This is a genomic window from Limnospira indica PCC 8005 (assembly GCF_000973065.1).
Lineage (GTDB): Bacteria > Cyanobacteriota > Cyanobacteriia > Cyanobacteriales > Microcoleaceae > Limnospira > Limnospira fusiformis.
Genome location: NZ_FO818640.1, coordinates 3,629,589 through 3,643,698 on the forward strand (window position 1 = coordinate 3,629,589; position 14,110 = coordinate 3,643,698).

General features: G+C 46.5%; 11 protein-coding genes, 1 tRNA gene and 1 pseudogene. 7 read left to right on the top strand and 6 right to left on the bottom strand.

Translation table 11 applies throughout. The features are described from left to right. The first annotated feature begins 150 nt into the window (after positions 1–150). On the top strand, positions 151–1,026 hold the full coding sequence (locus XZ46_RS15905; protein WP_006624889.1) for an IS630 family transposase: 876 nt from the start codon (positions 151–153) through the stop codon (positions 1,024–1,026). A 428-nt stretch (positions 1,027–1,454) separates the two neighbouring features. Here XZ46_RS15905 and XZ46_RS15910 read toward each other — a convergent pair. Beyond that, a tRNA-Leu gene (locus XZ46_RS15910) sits at positions 1,455–1,535 on the bottom strand. Positions 1,536–1,706: 171 nt separating this feature from the next. Between XZ46_RS15910 and accC the strand changes: the two genes are divergently transcribed. After that, complete coding sequence (accC, locus tag XZ46_RS15915) at positions 1,707–3,068, top strand: acetyl-CoA carboxylase biotin carboxylase subunit (RefSeq protein WP_006668217.1); 1,362 nt, start codon at positions 1,707–1,709, stop codon at positions 3,066–3,068. On the opposite strand, the gene XZ46_RS15920 is transcribed toward accC, so the two are convergent. Then, a complete protein-coding gene (locus tag XZ46_RS15920; RefSeq protein WP_006624885.1) occupies positions 3,065–3,349 on the bottom strand; it encodes a YggT family protein in 285 nt (94 codons plus the stop codon). The two genes, accC and XZ46_RS15920, sit on opposite strands and share 4 nt — an antisense overlap. Before the next feature lie 977 nt (positions 3,350–4,326). Here XZ46_RS15920 and ltrA point away from each other — a divergent pair. The 4 genes and pseudogenes from ltrA to XZ46_RS29780 all read left to right on the top strand — a co-directional run. After that, entirely contained in the window at positions 4,327–6,129 is a 1,803-nt protein-coding gene (gene ltrA, locus XZ46_RS15925; RefSeq protein WP_039932186.1) for a group II intron reverse transcriptase/maturase, read from the top strand. A gap of 52 nt (positions 6,130–6,181) precedes the next feature. Further along, positions 6,182–7,345 (top strand): RNA-guided endonuclease InsQ/TnpB family protein, encoded by a 1,164-nt coding sequence (locus tag XZ46_RS15930; protein WP_046319790.1) that lies wholly within the window; start codon positions 6,182–6,184, stop codon positions 7,343–7,345. A gap of 224 nt (positions 7,346–7,569) precedes the next feature. Beyond that, entirely contained in the window at positions 7,570–7,692 is a 123-nt protein-coding gene (psbX, locus tag XZ46_RS29770) for a photosystem II reaction center X protein (protein ID WP_071829353.1), read from the top strand. 1,131 nt (positions 7,693–8,823) lie between these two features. After that, positions 8,824–9,215 (top strand): annotated as a pseudogene (locus XZ46_RS29780) (zinc ribbon domain-containing protein); the annotation flags it as partial. A gap of 113 nt (positions 9,216–9,328) precedes the next feature. On the opposite strand, the gene XZ46_RS15935 reads toward XZ46_RS29780, so the two are convergent. Continuing rightward, entirely contained in the window at positions 9,329–9,781 is a 453-nt protein-coding gene (locus XZ46_RS15935) for a hypothetical protein (RefSeq protein ID WP_008052246.1), read from the bottom strand. A gap of 434 nt (positions 9,782–10,215) precedes the next feature. Here XZ46_RS15935 and XZ46_RS15940 point away from each other — a divergent pair, with 434 nt between their 5' ends. Beyond that, positions 10,216–11,025 (top strand): SIMPL domain-containing protein, encoded by an 810-nt coding sequence (locus XZ46_RS15940; protein WP_006624878.1) that lies wholly within the window; start codon positions 10,216–10,218, stop codon positions 11,023–11,025. 16 nt (positions 11,026–11,041) lie between these two features. Here XZ46_RS15940 and XZ46_RS15945 read toward each other — a convergent pair whose 3' ends face one another. The 3 genes from XZ46_RS15945 to XZ46_RS15955 form a co-directional block, all read right to left on the bottom strand. Continuing rightward, a complete protein-coding gene (locus XZ46_RS15945) occupies positions 11,042–11,710 on the bottom strand; it encodes an HAS-barrel domain-containing protein (RefSeq protein WP_006624877.1) in 669 nt (222 codons plus the stop codon). A gap of 206 nt (positions 11,711–11,916) precedes the next feature. Further along, on the bottom strand, positions 11,917–12,213 hold the full coding sequence (locus XZ46_RS15950) for a DUF1830 domain-containing protein (protein WP_008052249.1): 297 nt from the start codon (positions 12,211–12,213) through the stop codon (positions 11,917–11,919). A gap of 154 nt (positions 12,214–12,367) precedes the next feature. Beyond that, positions 12,368–14,089 carry an iron uptake porin gene (locus XZ46_RS15955; RefSeq protein WP_008052250.1) on the bottom strand — a complete coding sequence of 574 codons (1,722 nt, stop codon included), beginning with the start codon at positions 14,087–14,089 and terminating at the stop codon, positions 12,368–12,370. Positions 14,090–14,110 lie beyond the last annotated feature (21 nt).

Sequence of the window (14,110 nt, forward strand, 5' to 3'; positions counted from 1 at the left end):
ATCAGACCCATAGATAACCGGATAGGCGATCGCTCATAGGTTTACCTATAGGTCTAGTCCACGGAAAGGCGGTCTGATATCTTTGTATAGCACAAGACATGAAAGTTAGGACGTATAATGGAGAGGACGAGATGACTAAGAAGACCAAAAATGCCAGCCCCCTATAGTTACGACCTCAGACAAAAAGTTATTGATGCAATTGAACTAGACGGTATGCCCAAAACAGAAGCCAGTGAAGTTTTCCATGTCAGCCGGAACACCATTAATCTCTGGCTGCAAAGAAAAGCACAGACCGGAGACTTCCTCCCTAAACCTAATCACCCACCTGGCAATAACCACAAAATTACCGACTGGCATAAATTCAAGGCTTTTGCCCAAGAGCATGGCCACAAAACCTCCGCTCAAATGGCTGAACTTTGGGATGACGACATCTCTCCTCGCACCATATCCAGAGCCTTGAAGAAAATTGGCTTCACCAGAAAAAAAACTTACGGCTACCAAGAACGTTGGAAGCAACAGCGAGAGGAGTTTATGGCTCAGATTGAACATATGGAGCCGGAAGAAGTGGTCTACCTCGATGAAGCCGGCATGAATAGTCAGGACTCGGATTACCCTTATGGTTACTGCGAGGAAGGAAAACGCTTCCATGCCCTCAAATCAGGGAAGAGGCAGGGCAGGGTGAGCTATATAGCCGCATGGTGTCATCAACAACTCTTAGCCCCCTTTAGCTTTGAGGGTTGTTGTAATCGGACAGTGTTTGAGTTGTGGTTGGAGTTCATCTTAATTCCAACACTGAAGCCAGGTCAGACTCTAGTGCTAGACAATGCAACGTTTCATAAAGGGGGACGGATTCCTGAGCTAGTGGAGGCGGCTCAATGCCGTTTGCTCTATCTACCACCTTATTCGCCAGACCTCAACAAGATAGAGAAATGTTGGTCGTGGTTGAAAGCCCGCATTCGCCATTGTATTGAGCAGTTTGATTCTCTCCATGATGCCATGGATTCCGTTCTCAAAGCTGCGTCCTAACCACCTTGCCTAATACTATACATTGATAGGTGTATCTTTGTACATTGATAGCTTGGGGAATTATCTTCTGCTGTTGTCGTGGTTGATTTTGAAACATATCCTCCCCCCAACCGGAACAAACACTCTTGGGGGTGCGACCGACGTGATAGCAGTCAATGGTGAGGAACGAACCGATAGGCTTGCCATTGACGGGTATCACAAGGGAGTTACCCTATCGGTGTTTGGTTGGGGGGAGGTATGGATATTTGACAGATTGATTAAGTTGTGTTTATTGATTAACCCGTCAATAATTAAGATTTGTTGCTAAAGGATATGCACCAATCGTCCCGTATACTAAGACTGAATGGAGTGCATATTGAGTGTGACGATACGACTATCGGGTTAAGTGAATTCCCGCGATAGTAGTCAGGATAGGGGTTTAAGTAAAATGCGGATGGCGAGACTCGAACTCGCAAGGCAAAGCCACACGCCCCTCAAACGTGCGCGTATACCAATTCCGCCACATCCGCAGAAGACAACCGAGGACTAGGAATGATTTTTCCCATCGGTGTGCTAATTTACCATTGTAGCACCAAACTCCAAAATTGCCAAACTTTTTTTGCCAACAAATTTGGGTAGTATCTTCCACAAAGTCCCAAAATAACATATCCTAACTGATTATTGCCCGAACACCACCGAAAATGCGGTTTTCAAAGATCCTGATTGCCAATCGTGGGGAAATTGCCCTACGGATTCTCCGAAGTTGTGAAGAAATGGGGATTGCCACAGTGGCCGTCCACTCCACTGTAGATCGCCATGCCTTGCACGTCCAGTTAGCCGACGAAGCTGTTTGCATAGGCGAACCCAGTAGCAGCAAAAGTTATCTAAACATCCCCAACATCATCTCCGCAGCCCTAACCCGGAACGCCACCGCCATTCATCCTGGCTATGGTTTTTTAGCGGAAAATGCCAGATTTGCGGAAATTTGTGCTGACCACGACATCGCCTTTATCGGTCCAACCCCGGAGGCGATTAGGTCAATGGGAGATAAGTCCACAGCCAAAGAAACCATGCAGCGTTTCGGTGTTCCCACCATTCCCGGTAGTGAAGGCTTAGTCACCAATGACAAAGCTGCCCAAAAAATAGCCCAAAAAATTGGCTATCCAGTAATTATCAAAGCCACCGCCGGGGGAGGAGGTCGGGGAATGCGACTGGTCCGAAGCGCCGAGGAACTCCCGAAACTATTTTCCGCCGCCCAAGGAGAAGCAGAAGCAGCCTTTGGAAACCCAGGCTTATATATCGAGAAATTTATCGAGTGTCCCCGCCATATTGAATTTCAGATTTTAGCCGATGGATTTGGGAATGTGATTCACCTAGGGGAAAGGGACTGTTCAATTCAGCGACGACATCAAAAGCTACTGGAAGAAGCGCCCAGTCCGGCTTTAAATCCTGAACTCCGGCGAAAAATGGGAGAGGCGGCGGTGAAAGCAGCCGCATCAATTAACTATACCGGGGCGGGAACAGTAGAATTTTTACTCGATCGCCATGGGAAGTTCTACTTTATGGAAATGAATACCCGTATCCAGGTAGAACACCCGGTAACAGAAATGATAACGGGGCTAGATTTAATCGCCCAACAGATCCGCATCGCCCAAGGACAAAAATTGCATCTCACCCAAGATCAAATTCAGCTTAGGGGTCATGCGATCGAATGTCGGATTAATGCGGAAGATCCAGATCGCAACTTTAGACCACACCCCGGACGCATCAGCGGCTATCTTCCACCGGGGGGTAATGGGGTCAGGATTGATTCCCATGTGTACACCGATTATGAGATTCCCCCCTATTACGATTCTCTCATTGGTAAGCTAATTGTCTGGGGTCCTGACCGGGCAGCGGCTATAGTAAGGATGAAACGCGCTTTGCGTGAATTTGCTATTACCGGAGTTCCCACAACCATCAGTTTTCATCAGAAAATTATGGAAACCCCGGAGTTTCTCGAGGGTAAGGTTTACACCAATTTTGTGGAACAGTGGATGAACAAAAATTTGCCTTCTCGTTAAACAATCATTCTCAGAATTCCCTGTTGTCCCAGTAACAATTCCCGCAGGAGGCTAAAAATCCCTACCCAAATCACCGGGGTAATATCCACGCCTCCCAAAGGGGGAATCACTTTGCGGGTGATGGCTAAAAAGGGTTCCGTTGGCCAGAAAATCAGATTAAACGGAAACTGATTTAACTCGGCTTGGGGATACCAGGTCAAAACAATGCGGAAAATAAATAATAGGGTCATTCCCGCCAGGAACAAGCCCAGAGTCCAGTCTAAGATGGTAAAAGTTGTCATGGCCTTGAGTTGAAGTTTGTTAACCTTTTCCCATTTTAGGGGTTAGCCAGCCCCCTAAATTGGCAGTGGTTGCCAAGTTACAGCCTGTTCAGAAATCATCTGATCACCTCTCAAAGTCCCTCTCCCTCTATGGGATCCAGATTTAGGGTGAGGGCAATATATTAAGCGACTGGTGAACAAACTGTAACTAAAAGGGAGTTTGATGGGCTAATTGACATATTCATGGTTGATGGTATGATAGATGCACATGACATTACGACAATAGTGCGGGAGTCTGAAAGCCCCGTCGCTTTAGCGCGGGGATGAAAGACGACACGGCGACTTGAGTCGCCGTCCTGCCAAGACGGCTTATATTGTGTGCATGGATATAGCCATGATGTGCGATTCGTTCCCGCCAAAAGTAGAAGGAAAATTCCTGAAACGTAGGCGGGGCAAGGAACACAGCCCCCAAAGGGCATTGAACCTTGACAACTAGATATCGATGGTGGTGAAAGTCCATCCCGCGAGGTGTATCGCGTGAAAGCACGTCCCCCACAGTAGCGACTGGTCATCAATCTGTGAAGCGGGGATGAAAGGGAGTAAGCCTGGGTCTAAACGGGCGCCCTCTTGAGCAAGTGTCCATGGATAGAAAACGAAGTCACGTCCGAAAGCGTCGTTACTATAAACCTGCGAAAATTAGACTGACACGCAGGAGCCAAAATGGCTAAAGGATAAAGGGGAGGCTGATATCATACAGACCTCTCATACACCCAAATAAACCCGGCGTAAAGTGGCATCCTAAAGGCACAATCAATCGATATCTGGAACGAAGTAACCTCCGTTGTTGCTCTCAGGAATAAGGTCGAAATCCTGAGTAGGAAACCATCCGCAAACCAACGTGAGGAAGGATTGAGTCAGAAGCGAATGTCTGGGGTAATGCCCAGGATATGCTGACGGACTCACGATAACTTGGAAGATGGAGCCTTAGTAGCATGGAAATGCCCAAAACGATTGGAAACAATACGGTGGTGCTGGAATGGCAAGATGTTGATTGGAAATCAATCGAACGTCGAGTCTTCCGCCTGCAAAAACGGATTCATCAAGCCGAACGTCGTGGTGACATAAAAACAGTTCGCGGACTCCAAAAGTTACTGCTGAAGAGCTGGTCAGCCAGAATGTTAGCGGCTCGTCGGGTTACACAAGATAATCAAGGCAAAAAGACGGCAGGAGTGGATGGGGTTAAATCCCTATCCCCAAAAGCACGTATGCGCCTTGTAGGTCAATTGAAGCTCAACTCAAAAGCCAAACCCGCACGTCGGGTATGGATTCCCAAACCGGGAAGAGACGAAAAGAGACCATTAGGAATACCCACAATATACGACCGCGCATTACAAGCCTTAGTCAAAATGGCACTCGAACCCCAATGGGAAGCCAAATTTGAACCTAACTCATACGGGTTCAGACCAGGTAGGTCTTGTCAGGACGCAATCGGGGCAATATTCAATGCCATTAGGTGCAAACCTAAATGGGTATTAGACGCCGACATTGCTAAATGCTTTGACAGGATTGACCATGGCAAACTATTGGACAAGCTCGAAACGATACCCGCCATCAGACGACAAATCCGGGCATGGTTAAAAGCTGGGGTAATAGATTCTGGACAGCTATTCCCGACCGATGAGGGGACACCACAGGGAGGCGTAATAAGTCCCCTACTGGCAAATATTGCCCTCCACGGCATGGAAGAGAGCATCAAGGAATTAGTGGAACAACTACCTGGAAAAGGTAGTCGTACCAATCGAAGACGAGCAGTATCCTTAATCAGATACGCAGATGACTTCGTTATCATTCACGAAAACCTTGGGGTAATCGAGAAATGTCGTGACCACATCCAGGAATGGTTGAAAGGGATGGGATTAGAACTCAAAGAGGAAAAAACTCATATCACTCACACTCAAGAGTGTGATAACCCGGGATTCGATTTTCTCGGTTTTAACATCCGACAACATAAAGTTGGCAAATACAAAACCGGGAAGAATACCCATAATGAGCCTCTAGGATTCAAAACCATCATCAAACCCAGCAAGAAGGCTGTCAAGTCCCATTACCAGAAATTGAAACAGATAGTAGATTCTCACATCGTCGCACCACAAGAGGGGCTAATTAGGCACCTTAATCCGGTCATCAGGGGATGGAGTAACTACTACTCAACTGCGGTGTCAAAACAAATATTCTCCCAATTGGACGAACTCCTCTATTGGAAATTAGCCAGATGGGGAAAAAGAAGACACTCAAATAAGACTGGGAAATGGGTAGCTCGGAAATATTGGCGGAAGATTGGAAGTAGAAATTGGGCTTTCGCGACTCGCACGGAGTCAAACCCGATGCAGTTACGAAGCCATGCAGAAACACCAATTATCCACCACACCAAGGTCAAAGGCGAAGCCAGTCCATACGACGGTAATCTTAAATACTGGAGTACAAGAATGGGCAAACAACCAGGAATTCCTACAAGGGTGTCAAAGCTCTTGAAGAAACAAAAAGGGAAGTGCGCCCACTGCGGACTAACATTCCGGGAAGAAGACGTGATGGAAATCGACCACATCATCCCTAAGTCGAAAGGCGGAAAGGATACATACAAGAACCTCCAACTTCTTCACCGTCACTGTCACGACGTTAAGACGGCCTTAGATGGTAGTCACGGTTCTCATGACAAGAGCCAAGTTATCGAGGAGCCGGATGAGGTTAAAGTCTCAAGTCCGGTTTTGGAGACGAGTCGGGTGGGCGACTACCCGGCTTAGTTTAACTGTACTAGAGTTCAAAGCCTACGGAAAACCCCAGCAATTCAGCGCCATAGACGAGGCGGTGAGAACAGTTCAGTTCATCCGAAACCAAGCCATCCGTTATTGGATGGACAACCAGGGAACTGGACAGAACGACCTGCAAAAGCTATGTGCTCAACTTGCTAAGGAATTCCCTTTTGCTGCTGAACTCAACAGCATGGCTCGGCAAGCATCCGCAGAAAGAGCCTGGAGTGCAATCTCTCGATTCTACGAAAACTGCAAGAAGGGTATCCCCGGAAAGAAAGGGTTTCCCTCTTTTAAGAAAAATAACCGCTCGGTAGAGTACAAAACCTCTGGGTGGAAGTTAGACTCGAATCGCAAGGCAATCACCTTCACCGACAAGAAGGGCATTGGTAGACTAAAGCTCAAAGGCACTCGTGATCTGCATTTCTATCCAATAGAGCAGATTAAGCGAGTTCGCCTCGTCAAAAGAGCCGATGGCTACTATGTTCAGTTCTGTATTCGTGTAGAACGGACTGAATTTGTTGAACCCTCTGGTCGAGCCATCGGCTTGGATGTTGGACTCAAAGAGTTCTACACCGATAGCAACGGTGAAACAGTTGGAAACCCCCGGCATCTCAGGAAAAGTGAATCACGACTAAAGCAGTCGCAGCGCACTGTTTCCAGAAGGAAGAAAGGGGGTCAGAATCGAGCCAAGGCCAAGGTGGTTCTAGGCAAGCGCCATCTCAAGATAAGTAGGCAGCGTAAAGATTTGGCTGTGAAGTTGGCAAGATGCGTAATCCAGTCTAACGACTTGGTAGCCTATGAAGATTTGAGAATCAGGAATATGGTGCGAAATCACAGCCTTGCTAAATCGATTAGCGACGCTTCCTGGTATCAGTTTCGGGTGTGGTTGGAATATTTGGGCAAGGTGTTCGGCAAGAGCACTATTGCTGTTCCACCCCACAGGACAAGCCAGGAATGCTCTCGCTGCGGTGTCATTGTGCAGAAGACTTTATCCACTCGAACTCATGTTTGTCGATGTGGATGTGTGATGGACAGGGACTATAATGCAGCGAGAAACATCCTTAGTCGGGGATTGAGTACGGTAGGGCATACCGGAACTTTGGCGCTAGACGCAAGCAACGCTTCAGGAGAATCGACCTCTACTTTGGCTGGAGCAATCCTGTCTGAGCAAGTTGGCTCGTTGAGTGAAGAATCCCCGTCGCTTTAGCGCGGGGAGTGTCAAATGACATGGCAAATAGTGATAACCATGTTGATGACCTGTGGAACGCGGGGCAAAGCCGATCGCCAAACCGTAAGATCCAATAGTAGAGAAAAAACTGCTATAGGCGGTTTGGTAGGTAGGAAGCCCGGGCTGTAATCTTCGATTCAGCGTCGGGTAGTTTACAATAATAAAAATATAATCTGCACTTGCACTCTAAGGATCTGATTAAGATGACACCTTCATTGATGAATTTCTTCTATAGCTTGCTGGCTGGTCTCCTGATCGTTGTCGTCCCCGCAACTGTTGGGTTAATCTTTATTAGCCAGAAGGATAAAATCATCCGTCGTTCTTAGAAACTTGACAGGAGCCGATTTTTAGCTAAATTGGGGTTTATGGGGGGCTAGGGGCGATCGCTATTCCCCCTCCACCCCCAACCGTCGAGAAGCCCGGTTTCTAGGAGAGCATGATTTAATCTCAAATTAGGTTAACATTTTACGGCAATACGGTACAATACCAAGTATGGGTGCGAGACGTTTAGGAGTGAAATAGGGATGCAATGCCCGAAATAGCCTCCTAGTGGGACTTCCACCCCTTGGTGGAATATAAGGGATTCACATCCCTGACCATCCCATAACTGTTTATATGTCCCGACGCTTGGAGAAATCTGAGCAAGGCAGGGGACTCAAGGTCATAAACAAACTGAGAAATCAGGGAGTAGAGAGTAAAGGCGATAGCCACCCCCAGTTTCAGGATACACAACCTTGGGATTGAAGCGGGGAACGGAAGGCGTGAAGTAGAACCTACTACCAAATGCGACCACTGCCAACCATCCATGACTAGGGAAACCGAATGTCTGGCTTGAACCATCGTCATTATTGAGTAGCGTAATAGGTTGCCACGCTGCGCTCAAAAGAGCAAGGGGAAAAGTAGGGTTTTCCATACAACACCTACACAGACCTTTTTAAGTACCCCGGTGGAAAGGACAAGTCTAAAGATGGAATGCCCATATAAACGGAACGTTTAAACCCCTTTTTTTAGGCTCTCGGCAGGTACATCTTGTTGAGTAGTGAAAGTGTAATCGTATGCCTTTAAGGGGAAGGGATGTGACTGAAAGCCAATGCCTAATTGTAATGGTTAGGATATGCCCACTAGTCACGGTGTAGATATAGTTACTGCAATCAACAGGAGTTTAACGGCGAAAGCGAGTTTAAACACTACGATGTTGTATTTAGCTCCAAAAGTTGAAGTACAAAAGCAGGGGTTGGTAACCCTGTTCCCGTTGCCAAGGGGTATCTACATCAGGAGCCGTGTGATGCGAAAGTATCAAGCACGGTTTTGAATGGGAGTAGGGGAAGGCGACTTCCCTCTCGACCCCTACCTGCGAGACCTTCGGGTATGAAATAGAGCTGAAATGGGCGAAATAACTACCCGGTGAGGACTTCAACCCCTTGGTTGATTGGGTCGCATCCCTAACCATCCCATAACACAGCCTGATTTTTTGGCCCACCTTCGAGACTTCCAATATGGTTGCCAAGGTGAAGCGTCTAATCAGGTCTAAGACTGCCCGCGCCATGCTGACATGGGCGCATTATCGATTCAAACTAACCCTGAGACATCAAGGGGAAATAACTGAACAGTTGTAGATGTGACCGAAGAATACACCAGCAAAACCTGTACTCACTGTGGTCATGTCCATTCCCAGCTAGGTGGCTCAAAAGTGTTCCGATGTCCTGAGTGCGGGTTCACTCTACCACGGGACTGGAACGGTGCTTTGGGAATCTTTCTAAAAGCTTTGCGGGATACCGCCTCTGTTACCTTAACGGGTAATAGTGCTATCGTCGCATTGTCCGGGAACAACCGGAAAAATGTCGCGTAAATGTATCAGTTTCCCTTCCCCAGTGGAGGGTTACTTAGAAACTGGGTTTCTTTTGTCCCCACCCCTGACCCCTCTCCCCAAGAAAGAGAGGGGTTTTAAGTGTCTACCTGTCATTATTCCCTAATCTGAGGAAAGTTAAAGTTGCAATTAAGGATGTTGTCCTGTTTCATGCAGGACTTAATCTGGTATGATGAGACGGGGATAAATTCACCATCTAAGACAAAATCATCGGCATTGATTACCACCCCCAAAATTTCCTGAGTTTCCCGCAGACGGATGACTGTATCGTTGGCAAATCCATCATTGTTAAAATCAATGAGTAATTGATAATCTAAGTCCTCTTCTGTTAAGCCACCAGTCAAACCAATTTTATCCCCATGAAACCAATCAAAATCAGTGATAACCGGTGCTTCATTGATATTATGAGTGGCATTTTCGACGCTAATAATAAAGACATTTTGGGGATTTGCTCTAATGTAATCTGCCCAGGCTGGCTTAGAAGCCATTAAACTCAAGGGAGGTAAAACAGTTAGCAGGGCTAGGCTGACTAATTGTGAGATAAGCATCACTCGAATTTGACTCTACAATTAGAATCTACGAGGGTGATTATGTGATTTCTGAATCCTAGGTGATACTATCCCAACTTAGACAGGATTAATAAGATTGGCGGTCTCCTAGAAGTGAAGCCCTAGAATCCTTATTCAGCTAGAGTTACAGGAGATAAAAGACTGATTTTTTTATAGGGATGTAAGAGTAGACGGTTAATAAACTGGTTGATGACATTTGGGTTTTCTCTCATCCGAGCGCATAATGGTCGATGAGAACCTTTGTCGAATTTTGGCGGCTGGGGTTTCACTGGTGATTTGGTGCTACCTAGTGGGCTATGGAAAAGCCATGATAAAGGAAATCCCATGTTTATTGATATGTCCTGAATCAAGAACTGATAGGATGAAACAGATAGACGGTTGCTGAACATCTTGGCTATAGCAGCCTGGAAGTTATGCGATTTTTGGGGTTAGCAAACTTTGACACATTTATCCAGCCTATAATTCAGGGGAGAAATACCATCATGAATACAACCCGCTTATCTCGTAATTCTATCAACCCCTGGGGGGCGATCGCTGCTTTATCCTTGGGTTTGGGGTTTATCAGTCTTCCTTTTGTCCCTCCGGTGGTCGCCCAGGAACAAATGGCGAGAACATTAACGGTCAGTGGTGAAGGTATCGTGACTATTCCCACGACGTTAACTCAGGTACAGCTTGGGGTGGAAGTTCAAGGGAGAACAGCCCAAGAGGTTCAGCAAGAAGCGGCTAGACGTACATCAGCGGTGGTAGAATTACTGCGATCGCGCAATGTTGAAAAGTTGGAAACGGCGGGAATTCGCCTCAACCCCAACTATAACCATCGCAATAACCAACGAGAGTTAATCGGCTATAGCGCGACCAATAGCGTGACGTTTCGCCTCAAAACGGAGGAGGTTGGGAACTTACTTGATCAGGCGGTAAATGCTGGCGCTACTCGCATTGATGGTATTAGTTTTGTGGCTGCTGATGCTGATCTGACTGCCGCCCACAAACAAGCCCTACAGTTGGCGACTCAACAAGCCCAGCAACAGGCTGATACTGTGTTAGATACCTTGAACTTGAACCGCCGGGAAATTGTCAATATTCAGATCAATCATATCAGCAGCCCTGTTCCTAGACCGATGATGCGATCGGACGCTTTAGCCAGCGCCCCAGAGGCTTCAACCCCTGTTATTGGAGGGGAACAAGAGGTTAGGGCTTCGGTGACATTACAAATTCGATATTAAATTAATTCTCATACTATTAGGGGTGAATTTGTTTTAAAATCATTCGCAGGCGATCGTAATCATCTTTGAGCAGGACACTAATAGACCGTCCGGCTTCAATTAACCAACTGCGATCGCAATTTCGCTTATGATATATTTCCCGGATAGTTGCTGCCACTAAAGAGTCTACCGGGGCATTCATCACTTGTAGTAAGCTGGCTAAAAAATCCAGGCTTTCGCTAAAATAAACTATGTCCTCCGACTCACACCGATACACAGCTTGATGAATTTGGGGAGGTCGGGGGGGGATATATTGGTAAATCTGTCCCCGTTGTGGTGTGGAACCATTTAGCCCCCCGGAGGTTTTCTCAAAGCCGACAATAGCAGCCTTAAATTCTGTTTTCAACATGGCGAAAATTTGGGGCTGCTGTTCCCGCAATTCTTCCAGGGATAAGCCTAAAGCCCTGGCTCTATGTACGGAGTCAATGGGGCTGGTGGTGGCGTGGTAAACTACGCCATAGACGCGATTATTGGACTCCTCATCAATTGCTGTTACCCAACTACCAAAGGGGGGCATTACTGGAAAACTGAGGTCTTCTGGTTCTAAACACTGGGCTAAAAACTCGGAGGTTGATGTTTCGATCACCTCGGCAAAGTGGTTATGGTGACGGTTGTTGATCTCAAACTGAGGAAAGGGAAGACGCATATTTAATAATTAATAATTAATAATTAATAATTAATAGTTGGTTAGAAACCCGGATACAATTAATAATTAATAATTAATAATTGGTTGGAAACCGGGTTTCTTGAACTTTGGGGGAGAGAGGGCGGGTTTGGTAATAATGTGACTAACTGCGGAGGCGCGCCCCTACGTTGCGATCGCACCCGTAAACACTGCTGGCTTATGGATTATTAACCGCAGCCAAGGACTAAATGGGGTTCTGCTATTTGATTTTCTTTGGTGGCTAAATTTATACAGGGGACTACTTGTGCGAGGTTTGGCTTTACGCGATCGCCTCGATAAATCTCAAGTTTCGCTTCGGTAACTGCTTCAAAAAGTAAGCGTTCTCCGGGAAAGAGAATGTGTTCAAAGTACCATCCGGGGATATTAGAAATTCGGATAATTTCTAATTTAGTGGTGGCATTTTGATAGTAGCACAAAATGATGTCGGAATAGGTTGGGGGTATGGCATCAAAAATTGGGGACATTGGATAAACCTGGTGTAATTCAGAGACGAATAGGCGAGCTACGATTAGGCTAGGTGGTAAGTGTTAAGATATTGTGAATTTTCCCATAATTGATAAAATTGATCAAGGCAGTTTTAGATGTGAGGCAGTGGTTAAGGGGTCTAGCGGATGGGTACTAGAATGTAAAGGTAGTTCTGATCGTGCCAATTACGAGGTCTTGATGTCGATCGCTTTGATTAGGATTAGTAATCCAAATGATACCTGGAGTAATGGAAAGATAATCATTTAACTGATAACGATAAAACCCCTCAAAATGCCAGGATGAGTCATTGGGAAGGGTACGCCCCAACCTTCCTGAAGCATCAAGATTAGCCAGATATGGTTCCCGACCAATGATCACACCGCCTAAACTGCCTTCATGGAATAAATCAGGTAATGCCACAGTGATAGCATAGTTCCAAATTTGCCCATCAGCGACACCTATAGCCCTAGCGGCGGTATATCCTCCCCAACCTCCGAGGATAACTTGAGGGTGAACACGCCAAGATAATTGTAAGCCATAAGAATGACTAGAAACGCCTGTGGCGACCCCTAGGGGGTTAAGTCCGTTGGTTAATCCCAGCAGGGAATTAGCTATGCCAGTACCAGTGTAGCCGTTAAAGGCATTGCGGTTAACTTCTCCGGTGGTGCGATTAAAAACGGGGCCATTGTTCTGACCATTATCAAAGCCAAAGTTTCCGGGGGTAAAGTAACTATGGTTATAAGTTAGGGCAAATTGTAGGTTATCTGTGGGGGTAACAGTCAATTGTGCCAAAATGGAAAAATCGCCGTTAAATAAGCCTTGTGATGGTTGTGAATTGGTGGCGGTGGGGGTGAGATATCCGACAGATAGGGATGTGGGACCGAAGATGCTGGTTAAACTGTGATCGCGAAATTCATAATTGATACCAATTCCAGCGCCTCCCCCGAGTCGGTAGATGGGGTTACGTTGACCAAAGGCGCTTAAACTGCCTTTTCCGCCGTCGTAGTCATCAATATAGGGGTTGAGGGTAGGAACAAAATCATCCCAGGTAACTCCTTTGGCGGCGAGGATGAAATAAAGACGATCGCTGACGGGAAATTGATAGAATAGGCGTTCTAGCTGAACTTGATTTTCTGTATCACCGACAATGTTAAAGGTTTGGGTTCCCTCCCCGATAACTCCTCGGTTAAAGCTGGAGGCGTTACCACTTTGTAGGCGGGTCAATAACAAATCTCGTCCGGTAAAACTGGTGTTAAAGTCGAGACGAATGCGATTTTGGAATACGGTTTGATCGGTTCCGGTGTCTTCTCCAAAAGCATCAGTTAGGGCGAAAATTGCCTCCCCTCGCAGTTGAGTAGTGAGGGAAAACTGATTATTCTCGATTTGGTCGAGACGGGTATCTATGCGGCGAATGTCCTGTCGTAATAGGCTTAATTCGGCGGCAAATTCTTCCTGGAGACGTTTAACGGCGAGTAATTCTCCTTGGGTCATACGATCGCTAGTTTCGGCGGCGATGATTTCTGAAATGCGATCGAGACAAGTATTGACTCCGGCGGCAAATTCATAGCGACTTAAGGCCCTATTTCCGCGAAAGGTTCCGTCGGGATAACCTGCTATACAGCCAAATCTTTCTACTAGAGATTGTAAGGCTTGAAAAGCCCAGTCTGTGGGTTGAACGTCGCTAAGTTGGGAAACGGAGGTAACTTGAGATTGTTGGGGCTTTTTTTTGCCTTCCTGGCTGTAACGTTGGAGTTGTTCCCAGGTGTCTGAGGTGGGGAGGTCTGGGTTGGCGATCGCTGTTGATGGTAATATTGTCGCCATGATCTGGAGAACCATCATAGAAAACCACAGGTGTTTAAAACTGTTGCCGTTCATGATTAAGTCAGATTAAGTTTT

Coding starts and splice junctions, on each gene's coding strand:
- XZ46_RS15905 (WP_006624889.1), top strand. CDS start 151: ATGCCAGCCCCCTATAGTTACGACCTCAGACAAAAAGTTATTGATGCA.
- accC (WP_006668217.1), top strand. CDS start 1,707: ATGCGGTTTTCAAAGATCCTGATTGCCAATCGTGGGGAAATTGCCCTA.
- XZ46_RS15920 (WP_006624885.1), bottom strand. CDS start 3,349: ATGACAACTTTTACCATCTTAGACTGGACTCTGGGCTTGTTCCTGGCG.
- ltrA (WP_039932186.1), top strand. CDS start 4,327: ATGCCCAAAACGATTGGAAACAATACGGTGGTGCTGGAATGGCAAGAT.
- psbX (WP_071829353.1), top strand. CDS start 7,570: ATGACACCTTCATTGATGAATTTCTTCTATAGCTTGCTGGCTGGTCTC.
- XZ46_RS15935 (WP_008052246.1), bottom strand. CDS start 9,781: ATGCTTATCTCACAATTAGTCAGCCTAGCCCTGCTAACTGTTTTACCT.
- XZ46_RS15940 (WP_006624878.1), top strand. CDS start 10,216: ATGCGATTTTTGGGGTTAGCAAACTTTGACACATTTATCCAGCCTATA.
- XZ46_RS15945 (WP_006624877.1), bottom strand. CDS start 11,710: ATGCGTCTTCCCTTTCCTCAGTTTGAGATCAACAACCGTCACCATAAC.
- XZ46_RS15950 (WP_008052249.1), bottom strand. CDS start 12,213: ATGTCCCCAATTTTTGATGCCATACCCCCAACCTATTCCGACATCATT.
- XZ46_RS15955 (WP_008052250.1), bottom strand. CDS start 14,089: ATGAACGGCAACAGTTTTAAACACCTGTGGTTTTCTATGATGGTTCTC.